At 40.9% G+C, this 22,805-nt stretch carries 16 protein-coding genes; 10 read left to right on the plus strand and 6 right to left on the minus strand.

Going from position 1 to position 22,805, the window contains the following annotated elements; genetic code table 11:
• Together AN390_RS02260 and rpoS are read left to right on the plus strand one after the other, a co-directional pair.
• Positions 1 to 825 (plus strand): peptidoglycan DD-metalloendopeptidase family protein, encoded by an 825-nt coding sequence (locus AN390_RS02260; protein ID WP_055252850.1) that lies wholly within the window; start codon positions 1 to 3, stop codon positions 823 to 825.
• A gap of 35 nt (positions 826 to 860) precedes the next feature.
• Positions 861 to 1,835 carry an RNA polymerase sigma factor RpoS gene (gene rpoS, locus AN390_RS02265; RefSeq protein ID WP_055252851.1) on the plus strand — a complete coding sequence of 325 codons (975 nt, stop codon included), beginning with the start codon at positions 861 to 863 and terminating at the stop codon, positions 1,833 to 1,835.
• A gap of 132 nt (positions 1,836 to 1,967) precedes the next feature.
• On the opposite strand, the gene mutS is transcribed toward rpoS, so the two are convergent.
• The gene (gene mutS, locus AN390_RS02270) at positions 1,968 to 4,553 is read right to left on the minus strand and encodes a DNA mismatch repair protein MutS (RefSeq protein WP_055252852.1); all 2,586 of its coding nucleotides are present in this window, start codon (positions 4,551 to 4,553) and stop codon (positions 1,968 to 1,970) included.
• A 21-nt stretch (positions 4,554 to 4,574) separates the two neighbouring features.
• Here mutS and AN390_RS02275 point away from each other — a divergent pair, with 21 nt between their 5' ends.
• Together AN390_RS02275 and recA are read left to right on the plus strand one after the other, a co-directional pair.
• Positions 4,575 to 5,066: a CinA family protein gene (locus AN390_RS02275; RefSeq protein WP_004586192.1), complete on the plus strand. Its 492-nt coding sequence runs from the start codon at positions 4,575 to 4,577 to the stop codon at positions 5,064 to 5,066.
• A 65-nt stretch (positions 5,067 to 5,131) separates the two neighbouring features.
• Positions 5,132 to 6,175, plus strand: a complete 1,044-nt coding sequence (gene recA / locus AN390_RS02280; RefSeq protein WP_004586193.1) for a recombinase RecA — start codon at positions 5,132 to 5,134, stop codon at positions 6,173 to 6,175.
• A 335-nt stretch (positions 6,176 to 6,510) separates the two neighbouring features.
• On the opposite strand, the gene AN390_RS02285 is transcribed toward recA, so the two are convergent.
• Both AN390_RS02285 and AN390_RS02290 read right to left on the minus strand, forming a co-directional pair.
• Entirely contained in the window at positions 6,511 to 8,634 is a 2,124-nt protein-coding gene (locus tag AN390_RS02285; protein WP_055252853.1) for a TonB-dependent siderophore receptor, read from the minus strand.
• A 405-nt stretch (positions 8,635 to 9,039) separates the two neighbouring features.
• Positions 9,040 to 10,209 carry a DcaP family trimeric outer membrane transporter gene (locus AN390_RS02290; protein ID WP_055252854.1) on the minus strand — a complete coding sequence of 390 codons (1,170 nt, stop codon included), beginning with the start codon at positions 10,207 to 10,209 and terminating at the stop codon, positions 9,040 to 9,042.
• A 417-nt stretch (positions 10,210 to 10,626) separates the two neighbouring features.
• Here AN390_RS02290 and acs point away from each other — a divergent pair, with 417 nt between their 5' ends.
• From acs to AN390_RS02305, 3 genes are all read left to right on the plus strand, one after another.
• Complete coding sequence (gene acs / locus AN390_RS02295; RefSeq protein WP_024033109.1) at positions 10,627 to 12,567, plus strand: acetate--CoA ligase; 1,941 nt, start codon at positions 10,627 to 10,629, stop codon at positions 12,565 to 12,567.
• Positions 12,568 to 12,671: 104 nt separating this feature from the next.
• Entirely contained in the window at positions 12,672 to 13,322 is a 651-nt protein-coding gene (locus AN390_RS02300) for a response regulator transcription factor (protein WP_004586197.1), read from the plus strand.
• A gap of 308 nt (positions 13,323 to 13,630) precedes the next feature.
• Complete coding sequence (locus tag AN390_RS02305) at positions 13,631 to 15,226, plus strand: AbgT family transporter (RefSeq protein WP_054982716.1); 1,596 nt, start codon at positions 13,631 to 13,633, stop codon at positions 15,224 to 15,226.
• 146 nt (positions 15,227 to 15,372) lie between these two features.
• Here AN390_RS02305 and purU read toward each other — a convergent pair whose 3' ends face one another.
• Positions 15,373 to 16,203, minus strand: a complete 831-nt coding sequence (purU, locus tag AN390_RS02310) for a formyltetrahydrofolate deformylase (protein WP_024033106.1) — start codon at positions 16,201 to 16,203, stop codon at positions 15,373 to 15,375.
• 297 nt (positions 16,204 to 16,500) lie between these two features.
• Entirely contained in the window at positions 16,501 to 18,387 is a 1,887-nt protein-coding gene (locus AN390_RS02315) for a hypothetical protein (RefSeq protein ID WP_055252855.1), read from the minus strand.
• 344 nt (positions 18,388 to 18,731) lie between these two features.
• On the opposite strand from AN390_RS02315, the gene AN390_RS02320 reads away from it, so the two are divergent.
• The 3 genes from AN390_RS02320 to AN390_RS02330 all read left to right on the plus strand — a co-directional run bounded on the left by AN390_RS02320 (position 18,732) and on the right by AN390_RS02330 (position 22,254).
• A complete protein-coding gene (locus AN390_RS02320; protein ID WP_055252856.1) occupies positions 18,732 to 19,709 on the plus strand; it encodes a DNA topoisomerase IB in 978 nt (325 codons plus the stop codon).
• 211 nt (positions 19,710 to 19,920) lie between these two features.
• The gene (locus AN390_RS02325; RefSeq protein ID WP_055252857.1) at positions 19,921 to 21,237 is read left to right on the plus strand and encodes a murein L,D-transpeptidase; all 1,317 of its coding nucleotides are present in this window, start codon (positions 19,921 to 19,923) and stop codon (positions 21,235 to 21,237) included.
• 15 nt (positions 21,238 to 21,252) lie between these two features.
• The gene (locus AN390_RS02330; RefSeq protein ID WP_055252858.1) at positions 21,253 to 22,254 is read left to right on the plus strand and encodes a D-Ala-D-Ala carboxypeptidase family metallohydrolase; all 1,002 of its coding nucleotides are present in this window, start codon (positions 21,253 to 21,255) and stop codon (positions 22,252 to 22,254) included.
• Positions 22,255 to 22,419: 165 nt separating this feature from the next.
• Here the strand turns inward: AN390_RS02330 and AN390_RS02335 are convergent, their stop codons facing one another.
• Complete coding sequence (locus AN390_RS02335) at positions 22,420 to 22,737, minus strand: hypothetical protein (RefSeq protein WP_024033101.1); 318 nt, start codon at positions 22,735 to 22,737, stop codon at positions 22,420 to 22,422.
• Positions 22,738 to 22,805 lie beyond the last annotated feature (68 nt).

Consider the following 22,805-nt stretch of genomic DNA (forward strand, 5'->3'; position numbering starts at 1 on the left):
TTGAATAGTCAGTACGCATTATATGTAATTGTATTTATTGTTGTTTTGCTTTCGGGGTGTTCATCTCGCCATATTCCTGCTCCTGTTAGCAGTCTCAATACTAATGTTAATGATTTCCAAAAAGGCATTAACATTAATGGCAATAAATACACAGTACAAAAGGGTGATACTTTATATTCCATTGCCTTTAGTGCAGGCAAAGATTTTAGAACACTTGCAAAAAACAACTCAATTCCATCACCTTATGTTATTTATCCTGGGCAAGTTATTTCGCTTGTAGCCACCAGTAGTCATGCGATTGCTAGCAATTCACCCGTTAAACAAAAAATAACATCTACTAAAATAAAACAAAAAACTAACAAAAAATTAAAGAAAAATCTTGATCAGCCGAAACAACGAGAGTATGTTCAAAAACAAGCCAATAAAATAGTTAGTAATGCTAAACCTTCGTCGAGCAGTAAAGTAAAGTGGTTTTGGCCTGCAAAGGGCAAAGTGACTAAACGCTTTTCTAATAAGGAAAACGGTTACAAGGGTTTACAGATTGCTAACCGTACAGGGGCTTCAGTTTTAGCCGCAGCACAAGGAACGGTGGTGTATGCGGGTAATGCGCTTCGAGGGTATGGTAATTTAATCATTTTGAAACATAATGATGATTACCTAAGTGCTTATGCACATAACTCGAAACTACTTGTTAGAGAAAAGCAGAAAGTTAAGGCAGGACAAAAAATAGCAGAAATGGGCAAGTCAGAATCTTCGGTCACTGCGCTTCGTTTTGAAATTCGCTACCGTGGGCAAGCTGTCAATCCTGCTAAATACCTACCCTAATTTTTAGGTATTGATAATTGCTCGGGAGAAGGCTTATGGCTAACGCAGCAAAACTTGACAAAAACACCACCGACGAAAAATTTGATGACACCGCAGTAGCAGAAACTGCAGCATTACTTGAAGAGGTTGATAACGAAGAAGAGATATTTGCAAAAGAGGAAGTAACTAAAAACCTTGATGCAACCCAACTTTATTTAGGAGAAATTGGTTTTTCTCCCCTACTTAGCGCTGAAGAAGAAGTCTTTTTTGCCCGCAAATCGCTACGTGGATGTGAAGCATCTCGCAAGCGTATGATTGAAAGTAACCTACGTTTAGTTGTAAAAATTGCCCGCCGTTATAACAACCGAGGATTAGCACTTCTAGATTTAATTGAAGAAGGTAACCTAGGTTTAATTCGCGCTGTTGAAAAGTTTGACCCAGAGCGCGGTTTTAGATTTTCGACTTATGCAACGTGGTGGATACGCCAAACAATTGAACGCGCCATTATGAATCAAACGCGTACAATTCGCCTGCCAATACATGTAGTTAAAGAATTAAATGTTTACTTGCGTACAGCACGCGAGCTGACACAAAAGCTAGACCATGAGCCAACTGCTGAAGAAATTGCTGAAAGCCTAGGTAGACCCGTAGAAGACGTAACTAAAATGCTACGCTTAAACGAGAAAATTGCCTCAGTTGATATGCCAATTGGCGGTGAGAACGACAGCGCACTGTTAGACATTATTGCCGATGAAAAAAGCGCAGGCCCTGAGGGCGAAGTTCAAAACAACGATATTAACAAACATATTGTTGATTGGTTAGGTGAGTTAAACCCTAAACAACGTGAAGTATTAGCGCGTCGCTTTGGTTTACTTGGCTATGAGCCATCAACACTTGAAGATGTTGGCCGTGAAATTGGTTTAACGCGAGAGCGCGTAAGACAAATTCAGGTAGAAGCATTACGTCGTTTAAAAGATATTTTACAACAAGAAGGGTTAAGCACAGAAAGTTTGTTTGACCAGTTCTCTTAACTCCCTTTTATACTGTCTATGTGTTTAAAAGCTGAAGGATAAAACCTTCAGCTTTTTTTATGTCTTACGACCCCCAAGAAATACTATTTACAGTGTTATCAGCCTCTTAACCACCGCTCAAGTTACCTATATTCAAAGTAGTGCTTTTAATTTATAAAGAAGTTCGTGTGCTTGACGCGGCGATAGATTATCAGGGTCAATGGCACTGAGCTGCTCCTCAACCTCTGAAGGCTCAGGCGCAGGTAACTCATTAGCAAATGAAAACGCCTGTTGCTCAGCATTAGGCGCTGTTACACTTTGGTGGTTTTCGAGCAGTTTAAGCTTTTGTTTTGCTTGGGCTATCACGGCTTTAGGCACGCCGGCAAGCGCTGCGACCTGTAAGCCAAAGCTTTTACTTGCTGCACCATCAAGCACAGTATGCATAAATGCAATGGTGTCGTTGTGCTCTATGGCATCTAAGTGCACATTCACCAGCCCAGTTTTTTGCTCGGCAAGTTCCGTTAATTCAAAGTAGTGCGTAGCAAATAATGTTTTAGCAGATATTTTTTGTGCCAGATGATCAGCCGTTGCATAGGCAAGTGACAAGCCATCGTAGGTACTGGTGCCTCTGCCTATTTCATCCATTAATACCAAAGATTGCGCAGTTGCATTATTTAAAATTGTGGCAGTTTCGGTCATTTCTACCATAAAAGTAGAGCGACCAGAGGCTAAATCGTCGCTTGCACCAATGCGTGTAAATATACGGTCAATATTACCAATTTTTGCACTATCAGCAGGGACATAACAGCCAATATGCGCCATCAATACGATAAGTGCTGTTTGGCGCATATAGGTTGATTTACCACCCATGTTTGGACCGGTGATAATCAACATTTTACGCTGGCTATTTAGCTCCACAGGGTTGGCAATAAAAGGTTCTTTCATTACTTGCTCTACCACAGGGTGGCGACCTTGTTTAATACTTATATTGTCATCATCGCATAGCTGTGGTTTAGCATAGTTAAGCGTTTGGGCTCGCTCTGCTAAGTTATTCAATACATCTAAATCAGCTAATGCGCCAGCCATCATTTGAAGCTGTTCAATATGCGGGGCTATAAACTCAAATAGCTCTTCATATAATTGTTTTTCAAGCGCAAGAGCTTTTGATTGGCTGCCAAGCACTTTATCTTCGTGCTCTTTTAGTTCAGGTATTATGTAGCGTTCATTATTTTTAAGCGTTTGGCGGCGAATATAATCAGCAGGTACTAAGTGTGAATTTGCACGACTTACCTCGATAAAAAAGCCATGCACCTTGTTATAGCCAATTTTTAATGTGTTGATCCCGGTGCGCTCGCGCTCTCTAAGCTCTAGTTGCTCAAGTATATCGGTAGCGCCTTTACTCAAGTTTCGCCATTCATCGAGTTCGCTGTTGTAGCCTGGTGCAATAACGCCCCCATCGCGAATTAGTACCGGTGGGTTATCAATAACAGCACGCTCAAGTAAAGCTTGTAGTTCAGGCAGCTCTGGAGAATGGCGAACAATGCTAGCGATACGCTCATCATTAGCATCGTTTAATAAAGCATGCAGTGGTGCGAGTGCTTGTAGGGCACTGCGCAGTCGGGTCAAATCGCGCGGGCGTGCGGTGCATAAAGCAAGTCGTGCTATTACGCGTTCTATGTCACCAATTTCTTTTAATGAATCGTGTAACTCGCCATATAACTGCACATCTAAAATAGCGCTAATGGCATTTAAACGTGAGTTAAGCTCATTTTTATTACGCACAGGTGTATGAATGCGGCGTTTAAGTAAACGCGACCCCATGGCCGTGGCGGTTTTATCAAGTACCTGCGCTAAGGTGTTTTCAAAGCCGCCCGATAAATTAACGGTTAGTTCTAAATTTTTGCGCGTTGCCGCATCTAATATAACTGCGTGCTCATTATGCTCAAGCGTAATAGCGCGAATGTGAGGTAGGGCAATACGCTGTGTATCTTTTACGTATTGCATTAAACAACCCGCAGCGACCAAAGCAGCATGGGCTTTATCTACACCAAAACCAACTAAATCTTTGGTGCCAAACTGCTCGCACAGTAAGTGTTGCGCGGTGTCTAGGTCAAACTCCCACTCAGGGCGTCGCCGTGCCCCTTTTATATGCTCAATTAAGTGTGTGTTTTCAAAGCTTTCACAGTATAAAAGCTCAGCGGGTGCTAAGCGCTGTAGGGTTGAAGTAAATGCTTCGTCGGTGTTAACTTCAACTACGTTGAAACGCCCTGAATTTATATCAAGGTAGGCAATACCGTATAGCCCTTTTTTATTTTGCCATACGCTAGTGAGTAAGTTATCTTGGCGTTCTTGCAATAGCGCTTCATCTGAAATAGTACCCGGTGTAACGATACGTACGACTTTGCGCTCTACTGGCCCTTTACTGGTTGCAGGATCGCCAACTTGCTCACATATAGCAACCGATTCGCCCATTTGCACTAAACGAGCTAAATAGTTTTCTACTGCATGATAAGGGACACCCGCCATAGGGATAGGATCGCCGCCGGCTTTACCGCGATGCGTTTGCGAAATATCGAGTAGTTGGGCCGCGCGTTTAGCGTCGTCAAAAAAGAGTTCATAAAAATCCCCCATACGATAAAACAATAAAATATCGCGATGCTCTGATTTTATTTTTAGATACTGCTGCATCATAGGGGTTTGTTGTTTTATAGTGTGCGGTGCATAAAGATCAAACGACATGTATTTACCCAAAGGCTGAATATGGAATTACATCAAGAGATTAAAACACTTGCTGCGCAATTGGGCGTTATTTTAACGGATAAACGCTTATGGATCACTACCGCTGAATCATGTACTGGTGGCGGAGTGAGTTATGCGCTTACAGATACGCCAGGTAGCTCAGGTTATTTGGGCCGCGCATTTGTTACTTATAGTAATGAAGCTAAGCATGAACTGCTTAATGTGGCCAATACTACGCTAGAGCAATTTGGTGCGGTGAGTGAGCAAACAGTAAAAGAGATGGCTTTTGGTGCCGCAAGCGTTGCCAAAGCTGATGTTGCAGTGGCGATTTCGGGCATTGCAGGGCCAGGTGGCGCTACGTCCGATAAACCAGTTGGCTTTGTGTGGTTTTGCATACAAATTGCCAATGAACAATTTACGTTTAAGCAAATATTTAACGGCGATAGAGCACAAGTTCGAATGCAAGCTATTGAATTTGCATTGAAAAGCACTATCGAGAAGATAAAATTATAAATTTCACTTGATACTGTGATTTCATACAGTATACTTGTTCGCATTAGCCGGATTTGGAGAACAGAATGAACGATAATAAACAAAAAGCGCTGGACGCTGCACTATCACAAATTGAGCGTCAATTTGGTAAAGGATCAATTATGAAACTGGGCGATAACAAAGCCCTAAACATTGATGCTGTATCTACAGGCTCACTTGGAATTGATATTGCTTTAGGCATAGGTGGTTTGCCTATGGGGCGTATTGTTGAAGTGTATGGCCCTGAGTCTTCAGGTAAAACAACGCTTACTTTGCAAGTTATCGCGCAGGCTCAAAAAGAAGGCAAAACATGTGCCTTTGTTGATGCTGAGCATGCTCTTGATCCGGTATACGCACAAAAGTTAGGTGTTAACATTGATGAGCTGTTAGTGTCTCAGCCAGATACCGGTGAGCAAGCGCTAGAAATTTGTGACATGTTAGTACGTTCAAGTGCTGTAGATGTTGTTATTGTCGATTCTGTTGCAGCGCTTACACCAAAAGCTGAAATTGAAGGCGACATGGGCGACTCGCACATGGGCTTACAAGCACGTTTAATGTCGCAAGCACTACGTAAGCTTACAGGTAATATTAAACGCTCAAATACGCTATGTATTTTCATTAACCAAATTCGTATGAAAATTGGTGTAATGTTTGGTAACCCTGAAACAACAACAGGTGGTAATGCACTTAAGTTTTACGCATCAGTGCGTATTGATATTCGTCGTATTGGCTCTGTTAAAGAAGGCGATGAGGTAGTCGGTAACGAAACCCGCGTTAAAGTAGTTAAAAACAAAGTTGCACCACCGTTTAAACAAGCTGAATTCATCATTATGTATGGTGAAGGTATTTCTAAACAAGGTGAGTTAATAGATTTAGGTGTTAAGCACAAAATTGTTGAAAAAGCAGGTGCTTGGTACAGCTACAACGGCAATAAAGTAGGCCAAGGTAAATCAAACTCTATTAAGTTTTTGAAAGAAAACGTAGAAATTGCAGATGAAATTGAAGGTAAGTTACGTGATATGTTGCTATTAAAAGCAACGGTTGAGCCAGAAGATGGCGAAGACGTATTAGGCGCTGAGTCTGACCTTTAAGTGTAAACGTTCTCTAAGCTTGATTTGACCCGAGCTTTAAAAGGCGCTAACCAGCAATGGTTAGCGCCTTTTTGTGTTTAAAGCACGCTAAAACGATAACCTTACAGGCTTTAACAGATGCAGTTTATATAGCGCTTAGCCATATTTATAGTGAGGCTGGCTAACAAGTTCGCGTTTTAATTGAGGCGCGTAATAAAAGATGGTATTGCTAGTACTTTGCATAAGGTAGATAGCGCAAGGAGGGGGGATATGCGCTTTAACTTAAAGGGGCTTAAAACAAAAACGGCACTAAAAAGTGCCGTTTAATTTTAAAAGCCGTACTTTAAAAAAGCGACTTATAGCTGCCAGTTTACAGATAGCGCGTAGTTACGCGGCGCACCGTAATAACCTTGAGCCCAGTATAGGCTGTGTAGGTATTTTTCATCTGTGGTGTTATTGACGTTAAAAGTAACCCCAACGTTTTCTGTAATTTTGTAGTTAGCCATTAAATCAAGAATACCGTAAGCATCTTGGTTCGTGGTTACAAGTGCAGCGCCGGTTGCATCTTCAACTTGTACGCGGCTAACCGAGTCTTGCCAACGATAATTTGCACCAAAAGTTAAGCCTTCAACAAATGGTACTTGGTAAGTTGCAGCCAGTTTTAGCTGATTCTCTGGTGTGTAATCTTCAACTAAATCATCACCATCAATACTTAAATTACTAAAGCTGATGCTTGCACTTAAATCGTCGGTTACTTTACCACTTAGCTCAATTTCAAAACCGTCACTGTTAATACCATCAGCGGCGTAGTAACGAGAATTTGGTGCTGTGTTTGCTATTTCAACGGCAAGTCCTTCCTGTTTTGCATCAAAGTATGCAAAGGTGACAAATACTTGATCGTCTAAAAGCTGTGCTTTTAAACCAATTTCGCTACTTTTACCTGTTATTGGTGCAAGCTGCTCATTGTTGATATCTAGTTCTTTTTGCGGCACAAACGTTTCAGTGTAACTTGCGTAGGCTGAAAGCGATTCATTAAAGTCATACACAGCCCCAACATACGGAATAACTTCACTGTCGTTACGTGTTTGTTCTACACCATAAGCACTACCAGAAGTTTCCCAATCAGTGTAACGTACACCTGCTAATACGCTTAGCGGAGCGCTTAATTTAATGCGAGTAGACATATAAGCTGATTGCTGTTTGTTTTCTATGTCACTGCCATTTAAGCCATCAGCAAGGGTTGCTTCAGGTACTACGCCATCCCACGTATCAAGCGAAGGCATGGCTGGGAAGCCGTTGCCCGTGGTGTAATCGTAAAGCGACTGCTCGTTGTAATCCATTTTTGCTTGGCTAACACCAAATGACAGGTCGTGTTCTTGGCCAAATAAATCAAATTTACCGCTGGCGTATAAATCAAATAAATCGTGCTTATCTTCGTAGTCGTAACGGCTTGCGTAACCGGTTAAACCAAGGCCAGTTTCGCTATCTGGTGTGCCATATACGTAAAATAGTTCTGAGTCTTGCTCGTTTTCTATGTGTGCGTAACGCGCTGTTGCAACCCACGTAGCCGATAGGTTTTGCTCAAGTGTTACATATACTTGCTCAGCGCTGTTATCCCAGTAAGACCAATCAGATGCCGTACTTGTAGAGGCGTCGTAGTTTGTTGCTGTGCCATCGGTGTAATAAAGAGGGAGTGCGCCCCAAAGTGGGCTATCGGCATCTTTTTGTTGGTTAACATAGTTGATGCTTAATGTCGTGTCATCAGTTAGCTTGCCTTCGTAAGCAAGATAAGCAATTGTTTTATCTGTTTCGTAACGATCTAGGTATGACTCCGCTTTTTGCTTGGTAAATACGGCGCGCACAGCGTGGTCGTCGTTAATTGGCGTTGAAACATCTACTTCTAAACGCTTGTTGTTCCATGAACCATACGATGCAGATGCATGCGCTTGAGTAATGTAAGTTGGTTTTTTTAATACCATATTTACGGTTGCAGATGGGTTACCTGCGCCAGTCATAAGGCCGTTTGCACCACGTACAATTTCTACACGGTCGTAAATAGACGTATCTAAAGTGCCCTGAATAGAGCCTGAGCTTTGTGGGATGCCTAAACCATCAACCTGAAAGTTTGTTATTTCAAAGCCACGGGCTTTAAAATAAGTACGGTCAGTTTCTATTTGTTCTACAGTTACACCGGGGGTGCTCTCTAGCACTGAGTTAATATCATCTAGTGAAAAATCATCCATTAAAGCGCGAGAAACAACAGAAATACTTTGTGGGGTTTCTTTGATTGTTAGGCCTAATTTTGTAGCAGATTGCGCATCTTCTGTGATGTAGTTTTTATGATGCTGGCCATACACTGCTATTTTTTCTAATGAGTCATCTGTATTTGTTGTAGTTTCTTGTGCAAATGCATGACCAGATAAAACAAGTGAAGTAATAAGGCTTAGCTTAGATAAACGCAAAATTTGTTGGGACGACATGTGTTTTTCCAATAGGTTCAAAAAAGAAGTGCATAACATAATCTAAATGAGAGTGATTTTCAATAACATGTTTGTTGTTTGTGCAAAATAATTAATAGTTATCCGAAATTGTGGGAATTTAGTGGATTTTAGCAACTAAATAGCCACTTAGTTTAGCGCTAAGGTAATATCCCTTAATCGCAAAGAGGGTGCTATTTCTGTGCAAACTTTTATCTGAGCTCTTCCAAATGCTGCTATTTAAGCTTGTTTAAACGCTAACCGTGTTTAATTTATTGAAAATCTCAGACAAAAAAGCATTCTTAAATACCATTACTATCATAGTACTATTAAACCTTTTAAACAGAGTTCAAGTTGTATAGCTAAAAAAAGCGGCCTGAGCCGCTTTATTGTGATCACTATGTTTAATTAAAAATTGTATTTTACAGAAAATTGTAAGCGCTCTAAATCACCGTCAATACCACTTTCTGTTTCGCGCTCGGCATGTTTAAACTCTGCACCAAATGTTAAACGCTTAACCGGTGAGTATAAAATGTTTGCACTAAAGCTTTGGCTTGATTCAACAGGGTCGCCTGATATTGTTAATAGATCGGTGTTGTTGTCAGCACTAAAGAAAGAATATAAGAAGGTTGAGCGCCACTGGCTTGTCCATTTATGCTGATAAGCAACAAAACCTGATGTTGAGTCTATTGCATCAAGCTCATCGCCATTAAGCACTGCACCATGGGCAACATTTAAGCCCACGTAACGACCAAGGCCTTTACCTTGAGTAAGCATAAATTTAAGGTAATCTTCGCCAAAATTTACACGGCCCGAAGCGCTAATACCAAACGAGGTTTCATCAGCGTCAACATCGCCTACTTTATAAGTCAGTTGGCGAGCAAGTGCTGCAACTACAAAGTTACCCCAATCGGCATTGTGTGTGTAGCGCGCAGTAAAATCAGGAAGTGACGCATCATCTGTTTCTACACGAGCGCCACCTTGTGTGGTAATTGTGCTTTCTGGGTTTTCTAGTGAGAACGACCAAGCACCGGTTGTGTACTTAATTTGCGTTTGGCGAACAAAAACAGTGCCTTCAGCAGGGCCTACAAAATCAAGTGTTTCTGCAAGTGCACCCACGTTTTGAAAGTTTGACCATGTTTGACCAAATAACCAGCCATCGTAAGTTACAAATGCATGGCGAATACGTGGTGCATAAGAGTTTGATACGCGCTCGTTACCGCCAGGGGCCGATGCTAAAAAGTCTAACTCAATTTTAGTTTTAACTGTTTTACCGTTATCCATTAACGTTGACGTACCAAAGTTAAAACGTGACTCACGTGCATGCATATCAAATACGGCATCCGAATCATCGTCATTGCCTACTGGCAGTGTACTTGGTACGTAAAAATCACGCCCTACATTTGAGCCATCAGGAGCGCCTGCAGAGTAATCACTCCACATTGTATCTAGCTTAATGTATCCGCCGTAAGTAAATTCGGTGTTACCTACTTTAGCTGCAGTTGCCGCATAAGCCGTGCTTGTTAAAGCACATAATACAGCACTCGCTGCAAGAGTTTTTAATGGGGTAAATTTCATTGTGGTGTCCTTTAAAGGCTACTTGTTGTTTGTTGCTTTTTAAACGTCAAATGTATTACTTGCTACAGGTATTACTTACGAATAAAAATTTATTTATCTTGCATCACGCTACGAGTTCGTTAAATAAGTGTTTAACTTGCATGGCTGCATCATTATTTTAATGTCCGAAAACCACTTTTAAATATGTGCAAAATTTACTCAATTACCTATTGGTCTATAAGACGAAGGTTTAAGAGTAATTCAATGGCCACTTACTTATATTTAACATACTGTATTTCTATGTAAAAAAGTCATGAGCGGCGAGATTATAAACCACAAAATGTTAATTAGAAGGGTTGTACAACTAAGGTCTAATACTTAATAAAGTACTGCTGAGTAATCCTTTAATCATGGCAAGTTATTAAAATGGAGACTGAGATGTCACAAAGTATCTATCCTGTTCCTGCACATATTGAAAAAACGACGTTAGTTGATAACGAAAAATATAATACACTCTACAAACAGTCGATTGATGACCCACAAGGGTTTTGGCGTGAACATGGCCAGCGCTTAGATTGGTTTACTCCGTATACTAAAGTAAAAAACACCTCATTTGATAAAGGCCATATTGATATAAAATGGTACGAAGATGGCGTTTTAAATGCCTCTTATAACTGTATTGACCGCCATTTAAAAACCAAAGCCGATAAAGTTGCGCTTATTTGGGAAGGAGACAACCCAAACCAAAGTGAAAACATTACCTACCAACAATTACATGATGAAGTGGCGCGCTTTGCTAATGGTTTAAAAAAACTGGGCGTACAAAAAGGTGACCGAGTTGCTATTTATATGCCGATGACGCCGCAAGCCATTTACGCCATGCAGGCCTGTGCACGTATAGGTGCTATTCACTCGGTTGTATTTGGTGGTTTTTCTCCCTCAGCCATTGCAGATCGAATTAAAGATTCAGGCGCTAAAGTGGTGATCACATCCGATGAAGGCCGCCGAGCTGGTAATTGTGTTCCTTTAAAAGCGAATGTTGATGAAGCCGTAGCACAAGAGTCGGTGACAAGCATTGAACACGTTATTGTACATCAGCTAACCGGTGGCGAAGTTGATTGGAACGAGCACGATATTTGGTGGCATGAGCTTGTAGCCGACCAACCGGCGCAGTGCGAACCGGAGCCAATGAATGCAGAAGATCCACTCTTTATTTTATATACTTCGGGCTCTACTGGCCAACCAAAAGGGGTTGTGCATACTACAGGGGGTTACTTAGTTTACTCATCAATGACCCACGAATACGTATTTGATTTACAAGAGGACGACGTATATTGGTGTAGCGCCGATGTAGGTTGGATCACCGGCCACAGCTATATTGCTTATGGCCCACTGGTTAATGGCTGTACGCAAGTGGTATTTGAAGGTGTGCCTACCTACCCAACCGCAGGGCGCATGGGTGAGGTGATTGATAAGCACGGCGTAACCATTTTATATACTGCACCAACCGCTATTCGAGCGTTAATGGCTAAAGGCGATGAGCCAACCGCGTCATCTAATCGTCAAAGTTTACGCATTTTAGGTTCGGTGGGAGAACCCATCAACCCTGAAGCATGGACGTGGTATTACGAAAATATTGGTAATGCTAATTGCCCAATCGTAGATACGTGGTGGCAAACCGAAACGGGCGGCATTATGATCACCCCACTGCCTGGTGCCACCCAAACTAAGCCAGGTTCAGCAACGCATCCGTTTTTTGGTATTGCGCCGGCTCTATTTGATGCAGAGGGTAATACACTAGAAGGTGCCGTTGACGGTAATTTAGTGATATTAGATAGCTGGCCTTCACAAGCGCGTACTGTTTATGGCGACCACGAACGTTTTGAACAAACCTATTTTAGTGCTTATCCCGGTGTTTACTTTACAGGTGACGGCTGTCGTCGTGATGAAGATGGCTATTACTGGATCACAGGGCGTGTTGATGACGTGCTTAATGTATCAGGGCATCGCTTAGGTACCGCTGAAATAGAAAGCGCGCTGGTTGCTCACGAAGCTGTAGCAGAGGCCGCCGTAGTAGGTTATCCGCATGATATTAAAGGCCAAGGTATTTATGTTTACATTACGCCAAATGAAGGCGTTACTGTAAGTGATGAGCTGACAACTCAAGTCCGTAATTGGGTACGTAAAGAACTAAGTCCAATAGCTTCCCCTGATATGATTCAATGGTCGCCTGGCCTACCAAAAACGCGTTCAGGTAAGATTATGCGTCGAATTTTACGTAAAATAGCCGCAAATGAACACCAACAGCTAGGGGACACATCAACACTTGCAGACCCAACCGTGGTAGATGAGCTCATAGAAAACCGATTAAATCGTTAAATGCGCGTTAAAAACTTGATTACAAGTTGATTCTAAACGTAGTATATCGGCTGTCAGTAAGTACTTTATACCTTATTGGCAGCCGAATTTATTAGGAGCGAACCATGAGTCAGTTTTTAATAGCGGATGATCATCCGTTATTTCGCGAGGCACTAAAAGGAGCATTAAGTGCTAAGTTTGACGATTTAGAGGTATTTGAATCATCAGATTTTGACAGCACACTGCAAGTACTTAGCGAACAAGAAGATCTTGATATATTACTGCTAGATTTACACATGCCAGGTAATGGCGATTTATATGGCCTGATCCGCATTCGCGAAGACTACCCAAGCTTACCCATAGCGGTTGTCTCAGGAAGTGAAGACATAAACATAGTGTCTAAGGTAATGGGTTATGGCGCAATGGGCTTTATTCCTAAGTCATCATCTTCAGATGATATTGCTAATGCTATAAACCAAATACTAGAAGGCGATACGTGGCTTCCAAAAGAGTTAAAGAATAAAGTAGCCGAAATAGAAGGAGAAGACAGAGAAATTGCCGCGCAGGTTGCATCGTTAACGCCGCAGCAATATCGTGTATTGCAATACCTTCATGAAGGGTTACTAAACAAACAAATAGCGTACGAACTACATATTTCTGAGGCAACAGTCAAAGCACACATTACCGCAATTTTTAGAAAACTTGGCGTTTATAACCGTACCCAAGCCGTTCTTATTGCAGCTAAATTACAGCTAGAACCAATAGAGCAAGCTTAAAATATTAAAAGCGCTAAAATCTGTTTATCGTTTAAAAATAAATTTACAGCCGTATGTTTGGTGTTTAGGCAAAGCCGTGCCTAGCTAATGTGCTTATTGCCTGTTAATAGGTGATAAGCGCTTACAAATACCAGATATGCGCTGCTCTGGGTGATATGGCAAGACTGAAAAAACTTCAATCCACAAAAGCCAATACACTCAAGCAGCGCTTTTTAAACTTAAAACCTACACGTCATTTACCTTTTATACATGATCTCTTTTGCAAACAATGCTAGGTTAGCGCAATTTTGTAATTTATAGAGCCAAGTATGACAGACTCCACACACTCACCTAATAATCAACCTAAAGACAATAACGGCTTATTTAATCGCTTTTTAGCAACCGTTGAGTTTTTAGGAAATATGCTTCCTCATCCCATTACTTTATTTGCGATATTTGCGGTTTCAATTGTGCTAATAAGTGGTATTGCCGATTGGTTTGGGCTAAGCGCAATTGACCCAAGACCGATTGGGGCAGCAGGGCGTGCGCCTGATGGAGTAATTGAAGTTGTTAGTTTACTCAGTGCTGAGGGGCTACAGCGTATTATGGCTGGCTTGGTTACTAACTTTACCGGTTTTGCGCCTTTAGGCACTGTTTTAGTGGCACTACTTGGGGTAAGTGTTGCAGAGCATTCAGGGTTACTCTCTGCTGCTATGCGTGGCATGGTTATGGGCGCGTCAAAGCGTTTAGTTACCTTTATGGTGGTATTTGCGGCCATAATGTCTAACACAGCTTCTGAGCTTGGCTATGTGGTGTTAATTCCGCTTGCAGCCATGATATTTCATAGTTTGGGGCGCCACCCTTTAGCTGGCTTAGCGGCTGCCTTTGCCGGTGTTTCTGGCGGCTATAGCGCTAATTTACTACTTGGCACAATAGACCCATTATTAGCAGGTATAACTACGCCTGCAGCACAAATGATTGACCCAACGTACGAGGTTGGCGCCGAGGCTAACTGGTATTTCATGATGATATCAGTATTACTTATTGCCGCACTGGGTACACTCGTAACCGAAAAAATAGTAGAGCCGCGTTTAGGTAAATATAACCCCGATGAAGCCAGTATCGACTTGTCACAAAACAATATTGATACACTTACCGCGTTAGAAAAAACCGGTCTAAAATGGGCGGGTGTTGCTCTATTAGTGGTGCTGTCGTTATTTGCTTGGACGATTATTCCTGCCGATGGTATTTTACGCCACCCAGAAACAGGCCAAGTGGCAGGCTCGCCTTTTTTAAAAGGAATAGTCGCAATTATATTTGTAACTTTTAGTGTGCCAGGCTTTGTTTACGGGCGTGTTGTTGGCAGCATGAAAAACGATAAAGACATTATTAACGCAATGAGCAAAAGCATGAGCTCAATGGGTTTATATATAGTATTAGTATTTTTTGCAGCCCAGTTTGTGGCCTTTTTTAAATGGACTAATTTAGGCACTATTTTGGCAATTAATGGTGCAGCACTATTACAAGCGTTAAACCTTACTGGCCCAGAAGTATTTGTATTGTTTATATTAATGTGTGCAATGGTTAACTTGAGTTTAGGATCGTCATCGGCGCAGTGGGCGATTACAGCCCCTATTTTTGTGCCTATGCTTATGCTTATTGGTTACGCGCCAGAAACCATTCAAGCGGCGTATCGTATTGGTGACTCTGTGACTAACTTAATCACCCCAATGATGAGCTATTTTGGCTTAATTTTAGCGGTGGCAGTTAAATATAAAAAAGACATGGGTATAGGAACGTTAGTGGCCACCATGCTGCCATACAGTATTGTGTTTTTTATCGGTTGGGTCATTTTATTTTACGTATGGGTGTTTGCTTTAGGCTTGCCAGTAGGGCCTGAGTCACCTATTTATTACACACCTTAATGGTGGATGCCAATTTACAATTAAATACGGTGTCGGATAAAACACAGCTACAGCTAATATCTGACTCTAATTAAGCTGTGAGGCATAAAAAAGCCAGCAAAAGGGGTACACCCTATTGCTGGCTTTATAGTATGTAAAAAGGGGTCTTAGCTAAATACCACGGTTTTATTACCGTTAATAAATAGTTTGTGTTCAGAAGCTAGTTGTAAGGCTTTACTAAACACGGTTTTTTCTACGTCTTTACCCATTTTTGCCATCATTTCAGCGGTATTAGCGTGTGTTACGCTGGTGACGTCTTGTAAAATAATAGGGCCTTCATCTAGCTCATTATTTACAAAGTGAGCCGTAGCACCAATAATTTTTACGCCGCGCTCAAATGCTTGATGATACGGTTTAGCGCCAATAAAGGCCGGTAAAAACGAGTGGTGAATATTAATAATTTTGTTCTCAAAGCGACCCACAAACTCAGGACTTAGTATGCGCATGTATTTTGCTAAGCCAATAATGTCAGGGTTATAAGAGGCAATTAAATCACCTACTTTTTCATCATGCTCGGCGCGACTTAGGCCTACGTGCGAGACAACATGAAAAGGCACATCAAAGCCTTTTGCTAATGGCTCTAAATCTGGGTAGTTGGCAATCACAGCTAATACTTCAATATTTAACGCTTGCTCAAACTGTTTAAGTAATACAGACCCTAAGCAATGTGCTTCTTTTGTTGCAAGTAGTACCACTTTAGTTTTTGTATCATCATGTAGAGCAAGTTGTGCACCCTCAGGTAATAAAGCGCGTAATTGCGATAAAAAGTCACTTTGTGGCTCGCCGGTTAGTTCAGTGCGCATAAAAAAGCGCTTGGCGTCTTTATCTACAAATTCGTTATTACGTGTAATATTTAAATTGTGCGCGTGGCAAAGCCCTGTAATTTTGGCAATTAGGCCTACATCGTCGGCACATTGGGTGGTTAGTATATAGCTCATTTTCCTCATTCTTACCCAGTTTATAATTGCTTCATTATTTGGTTTTTAACGCATAAAGCAAGGGGTTTATGCGTAAATTTAGAATTAATCGGTCAAATAGGTATAAATGATTCAATAAAGTGAAGGGCAGTTAAAAATACGTTAATAATAAGGCAGATAAACACCATAAATTTTAACAAGCTGGTATTTAAAAAAGGTTTAGCGGTAAGTATTTAGTGCGCGCACGGTTTGTAACCTAGTTGCCTAGATTACAAACCGCGGCGCAGTTTAGCTTTTACAAATATAGCAAAGCGATTATTAAGCTTTAGGCTCTGGTGTTAAGTTCTCTTCTTGCCTTAGGTAACCAGCGGCCTCTTCATCCTCTTTTGTTATTGCTTGCTGAGTAGGTATTGCACGGGTTTGTTGGTTTAATTGATGTATTTGCGATGCATTGCCTAAATCGCGCTCACTGGTAATTGAGGCAATCGATTCGCGGTCTTTTAGAAAGGCAATTACATCATTTTTAATGGCTTGTAATTGACCTTCATCTTTGTGCATTTCCATTATATGGCGAGGATGCTCAAGGTTTTTCATACCGGTGGCAGCAAACGTGCTCGTAATAACACGAGAGACAATGACCCATGGCGTGATACTGCTGCGCACTAAGGTGTTTTCTGAGCGAGTGCTGTCGTGAATACCTGTACCCGTTGAAATTTTAGATTCGGTAAATGTACCTTCGCACTTAAAGTACACAAGTAATGATTCAAACTGCATTTCGGCAAAAAATAAATGAGCACAGTTAGCCAGTAAACGAGCAAAGGCTTTAATAATCACTGCTATTATTAAAATATGAAAACTGCTCATTAGTAAACTACTAAACTGTATAACGTTTTGATTATTAAACGCTTGTTGTAAATTATTAATATTAGTACTATCTATGTAGTAATAAATATCTATTAATGAATAGGCTAACAACACCGTTAATACTAATGCCACAATATAAAGTAAATTAGCACTTATTAGCGCAACTAATCTGGCTAGGGTAAAGTTTTTACCTAGCTCCATAGCGTGTAGTTTAGGCTGAACCTCTTGAATCATTTCGCCCTTAAAACCGCCTTTACCCTCTATTTGCTCTTGCAGTTTTGGGTCTAGCTCGCGGTAAACTCTATTAGGCACTTCTTTGTAGCGTCTATTTGCCATGACAAGATTATCAAGGTTTATAAATACTTCATCAGGGTGAACAGACTCTTGCCAGTTTTCACGTAATTCTGACACTTCGGCGGTAGGGGTCACTGCGTTTAAGCGTGCTTTGATCATTGTAAATACTAATGCGCAGCTTAACGTTGCTAATATAATAATGGCAATGAGGTATATGCCAGCATGCAAGTTTGGCAGTTGTGCCATCCACGCGTCTATTTCTTGTTTGCTGATATGTTGCTCTTGCATTAGCCACGACATAGAAAGGCCAATAACAATAGGCAAAATAAATGACAACGAAATAATTTTAGCTAATGTACCGCCTCCCAGCGATTCAATGTTTCTTTCAGCATTGCGAGAGATAGGTTTGCTGCTGGAGCGCCAAGAAAAAAGCACATAAAACATTAAAATAGCACTGTAAACCGGAAAGGCTAATTCGCCAGCTTCCCCAGTAAAGCCCGACAGCGAAACAAACGCTACAAGCCCATAAGCAATTAAGGCAACAAGCGTGCTCACCCATGAGCCAAATAATCGCTGCGCAACATTTCGAATTGGGTAAGGTAAAAATAACAGTTTGGGAATTAAGCTGTGTAACAAACGAGATAAAAATCCGTTAGGCTCTTTAAAGGTACTGTTTTTACGACCAACCAGCATTTCTTCGAGTGATTGGGCGTTATAGGCTACTTCTTTTTTTTCTTCTTGCGCGGTAGAGCTCTCAGACTTACTAAAATTATACGCAAGCGACGTGGGGTGGTTTCTGCCTACAAAGTACTTTAAGGTGGCATAAATACCTGACGATAAAGAGCGAATACCCAGCGCTAAAATAAACATGCCAAATAGCATTAAAATCCAGCCTGCGGTGGTACTTTCTTTCACCGAGCTTGCAGCTATAACAAGTAAACTTACGCCTGCTACCGACTCAATAATACCTCTTAGCGCGGTTACTTTACCTTCCAACTTAAAGGGGTTTTTTAACCCAAGATCAATAGAACCATAATCAAATGCCATTGTATGCTCCTTGTAAACAGCACATTATTTAAGGGGGGTTACCAGTTTTGCAATAATACTTAATCATTTGCGGGGGCAAACCTAGTGTTAGCTATGTTTTTCCGGGCTCAAATAGACTAATTAATTAAGCGAGTTGGTATTATTATCCGTGTATATTTTGGCCAAAATGAGCATAGCTAAACGGTACCAAAAGGTGCAGTTTATATACTTAAGCAGGTAATTAAACTAAACGGATTTTTATATTATTGTTCAATTTTTGATTATATATCAATAACGTTGTTCAGTTTAAGGTTATTTTACAGTGATACCTTTATTGATGATGGTTTAAGTTGCTAGGAGCATAAATGAAACTAATCTACGTCGATGATAATTTACCCGGTATAACCCGTAAGCGTAAAAACAAAACGTGGCTGTACTTTGACCCAATAGGAAAGCAGATTACCGATCAAAAAGTGATTGATCGTTTAAATGCGTTAGCGTTTCCGCCCGCCTACAAAAATGCTTGGTTTTGCCCTGAAGAAAATGGCCATATTTTAGCAACGGGGATTGATAGTAAAGGCCGTAAGCAATACCGTTACCATGAAGATTTTAGAGCCCAACAAGAGGCGAAAAAATACCAAGCCTGTGGGGTGTTTGGCAATAAGCTGCCATTACTGCGTGCCCGTTTAGAAAACGATTTACAAGGGGATGAGCTCAGCGTAGAGCACACATTAGCTGCGGTAGTTAGGCTTATGGACTTAGGTGCATTGCGGGTAGGTAACGAGCGAAATGTAAAGCAAAACAAAAGTTTTGGCGCCACAACCCTGCGCAATCGCCATGCTAAGCTTACGGGTAAAAATATACAGCTACGGTATCGGGCTAAATCGGGCAAAGAGCGCGAGGTAAACATAACCGACAGAGTGCTTAGCCATGTAATTAAAGACCTACAAGATTTACCCGGTCAGCATTTGTTTCAATATATAAGCGATGGAGAGCGCACAAACGTAACCTCTAGTGAAATTAACCATTATATTAAACAAATAATGGGTGAGGACTTTAGCGCTAAGCACTTTAGAACCTGGCGAGCCAGTGTTATTGCCTTTAAGCAACTTGTAAAAGCAAAAGGCGCACTTAGTTTAAAAAGTATGCTCGAGAGCGTGTCTGAGCAGCTAGGTAATACGCCCGCTATTGCCCGTAAATCGTATGTTCACCCGGATTTAATTGCCTTGTGTAAAGAGGATGAACAAACCCAAACAGCGTGGCGAGAGTCGCTTTCTTTACCGCGAAAAACAAAATACTTGAGTCGTTATGAGCGTGGCTTTTTGGCCTTTTTAAAAGACTAATTGCTATAGCAACTTTACACACTACAGCAACCAAATTACATAATTGCGTAGTTGAAGTGTTTTTTAATTACCATGTAAAAGTTTAAAAAGTTATTAAATTTCAGTGTGTTGTATTTTTATTTTATTTTGGCACCTGCATTGCACCTTCAAATTACTGTTAAGCAGTAAGTACAAAAGCATTTATCAATGATATTTAGCGAGGAGGTACAAAGTGAAGGGGTTATTTTCAAAGGCATTGTCTACAAAGGTAAAGCACATTACGTTACACGCTACGCTTGCAGGCTGCGTTAGCGCCATGCTAACAGGGCAAGCGCTAGGCAGTGCAGATCTTGAAAGTGTGGCACTTGCCAACTCTTCATTAACCACTTACAACTCGCAACAACAATTGCAAAATGGCGATTATTATTTTGATCAAAATGCAGCACAGTTAATCGCGCGCACCGAAAAAGCAATTAACTGGTACACAGAAATAGTTAACAGTGGCGGGTTTACCCCTTTATACACTAATGAGTTGCTTGAACTTGGCAGCACTAGTAAAGCGGTGAGTCAGTTGGCGCTGCGTTTGTATCAAGAGCGTGACTTAACCAGCAATGTATGTGACACCGCAATGTGCACATTTGATAAAACCATTGAGCAGGCTGTGCAACAGTTTCAGCGTCGCCACGGTTTAAAGGTTGATGGGCGAGTAGGAAAGCGCACCTTAGCTAAGCTTAATGTACCCGCTAAGAAAAAATTGGCTAAATTAAAGCTTAACTTTTACCGCATAACTAACTTCGCAGGCTCAAGTGATTCGCAGTATGTGTATGTAAACATACCTGAGTACACATTGCGTTATGTAAAAGCAGGCGAAGTAAAACTACAAAATAACGTTATTGTGGGTAAGCCGAGTTGGGAAACACCTGCCTTTAGTGACGAAATCGAAAAATTTGTAGTAAACCCTGAGTGGCGCATACCAACCTCTATTGCAACCAAAGAAATAGCACCAAAGGTGGCAAAAGATCCTCAGTACCTTGCTAAAAATAATATCGAAGTTAGAAAAAACAGCTACCTAGATTCTAAAACAGTTAACCCCAGTAATATTGATTGGCAGGCTATTAAGCCCTATCAGTTTGATCACTTTTTAGTTAAGCGTGCAGGGGATGAAAACCCACTTGGCGAAGTGAAATATCTGTTTCCAAATCCTGAAGCCATTTATGTTCACGATACGCCAGCAAAGCAGCGTTTTAACCAAGCGCAGCGTGCGTTATCACATGGTTGTATAAGGGTTGAAGAGCCATTTTCATTGGCGCGTGAAATAATTAAGCACCAAGGTGAAGAGCGCACTCTTAAGCAAGTGGATAAAGCCAGAGATACCGATACCACTCAAACTTTTTATTTAAATGAGCCCTTACCTATTCATTTAGTGTATTGGACGGCGTGGGTTGATGAAGACATGCTCGTTAATTTTAGAGACGATATTTATCAACATGACGCAAAAGCATTACTTAAAAACGAAGATCAGTCAGTCATTGCTGCATTGATAAAATAGACTATGAGAGGATTTATGCCGTTTATACCGAGTATTTTAGGGGGCGTATTAGCGCTTTGCGTAAGCGTAGGTAGTTATGCCGCCGAGCCCGTGAAAAAAGCACACCCAAGCGTTGATATTCAAAATAAAGCAAATTTTGAAGATGCAGAGTTTAGCCTAAAAATTAACGACATAGTAATGCCGTATTCGGTGTTTTCTGTATTTGTGATGCCTAATGAGGCCGTTGAATTTGAAGTGCTTTACGCACAATCAAAACGACCCTATTCATTACTTAATAACCATAGCAACGCCACCTTAACGGATACAAACCGCTGGCAGTGGCAGGCGCCTAAAAAGCCTGGCTTAACACGGGTAATTATTGAATCCCCCGACAAAAAGCAACGTATGACAATTAATGTGTTTGTTAAAGTACCTGCAGATGAAGTACAAGGTGGAAAGCTTAAATATTACCACATTGGCCATTACCCAACGCCCTCACAAATTAAAGATAGTAAGCATTACATAGTGCCCGATGGTTTTGTAAAGGTGACCCCAGAGAACGAAAATATAAAAATATCACCGCATTTTTCTCTTAAAGAATTTGTGAGTAAGCAACGAAGTAAGCACCCTAAATACTTATTCTTACAAAACAAGTTGTTACTTAAACTTGAAAAAATACGCAAAGAGCTGATTTTAGAAAACATACCGGTTAAAAATATGGTGGTAATGAGCGGTTACCGCACCCCTTATTACAACAAAGCCATTGGTAACGTAAAGCTTAGCCGCCATGTGTTTGGCGACGCTGCCGATATATTTATAGATAACGACGGCGACTACCGTATGGATGATATAAACAAAGACGGCAAGCACTCTATTGGTGATGCACAAGCTATGGCTAGTATAGTGGAGTCGCTCGCTAAGCGAGAATCATTTAAAGGCTTACTTGGCGGTTTAGGTGTTTACGAGCCAAAATCGCATCGCGGTGCATTTATACATGTTGATACGCGTGGTTTTAAAGCGCGCTGGGTGAGTAAGTAATATATGTTTCATGGTTAGTAATCACGTTAGCATAAAAAGTATTGGCAATTTTTTTGCCAATACTAAGCAGGTCATTGTTAAATATTGATTACCTTTTACCTTTTACCTTTTACCTTTTACCTTTTACCTTTTTTTACCTTTTACTCAAAATTTAAGAGCAAAGATTTAACTCAATAACAGCCATGTTATTAAAACACATAAGGTATAAGACTCGTTCAAACCAATTAAGCGAAGGTTGAAGATGTCTGAAATTAAACGGTTCCAAACTTCTTTAAATAGTGCCGACAAAATACAGGCGCTTATAATCCACATTGCTAGCAGTAGCACCATTTTTACTGTGAATGTTTGTATATAAATATCAATAAGGCTATTCCTTTGATATGCATTCCCTACATCAAACGTCATTAACGTATACAACAAGCTAATAGCCCACAAAGCTATGGTTGCAAAGATATTAAAGCGCGTGGTTATTCCTTTTTTCATTAAAGATAAGTCCTTTTTAATTAAAGTTAGCTTTACTTTTGTAAGTTACCATTAATGGTACGGCGGTG

The organism is Pseudoalteromonas sp. P1-11 (genome assembly GCF_001399995.1).
Taxonomy (GTDB): Bacteria; Pseudomonadota; Gammaproteobacteria; order Enterobacterales; family Alteromonadaceae; genus Pseudoalteromonas; species Pseudoalteromonas atlantica.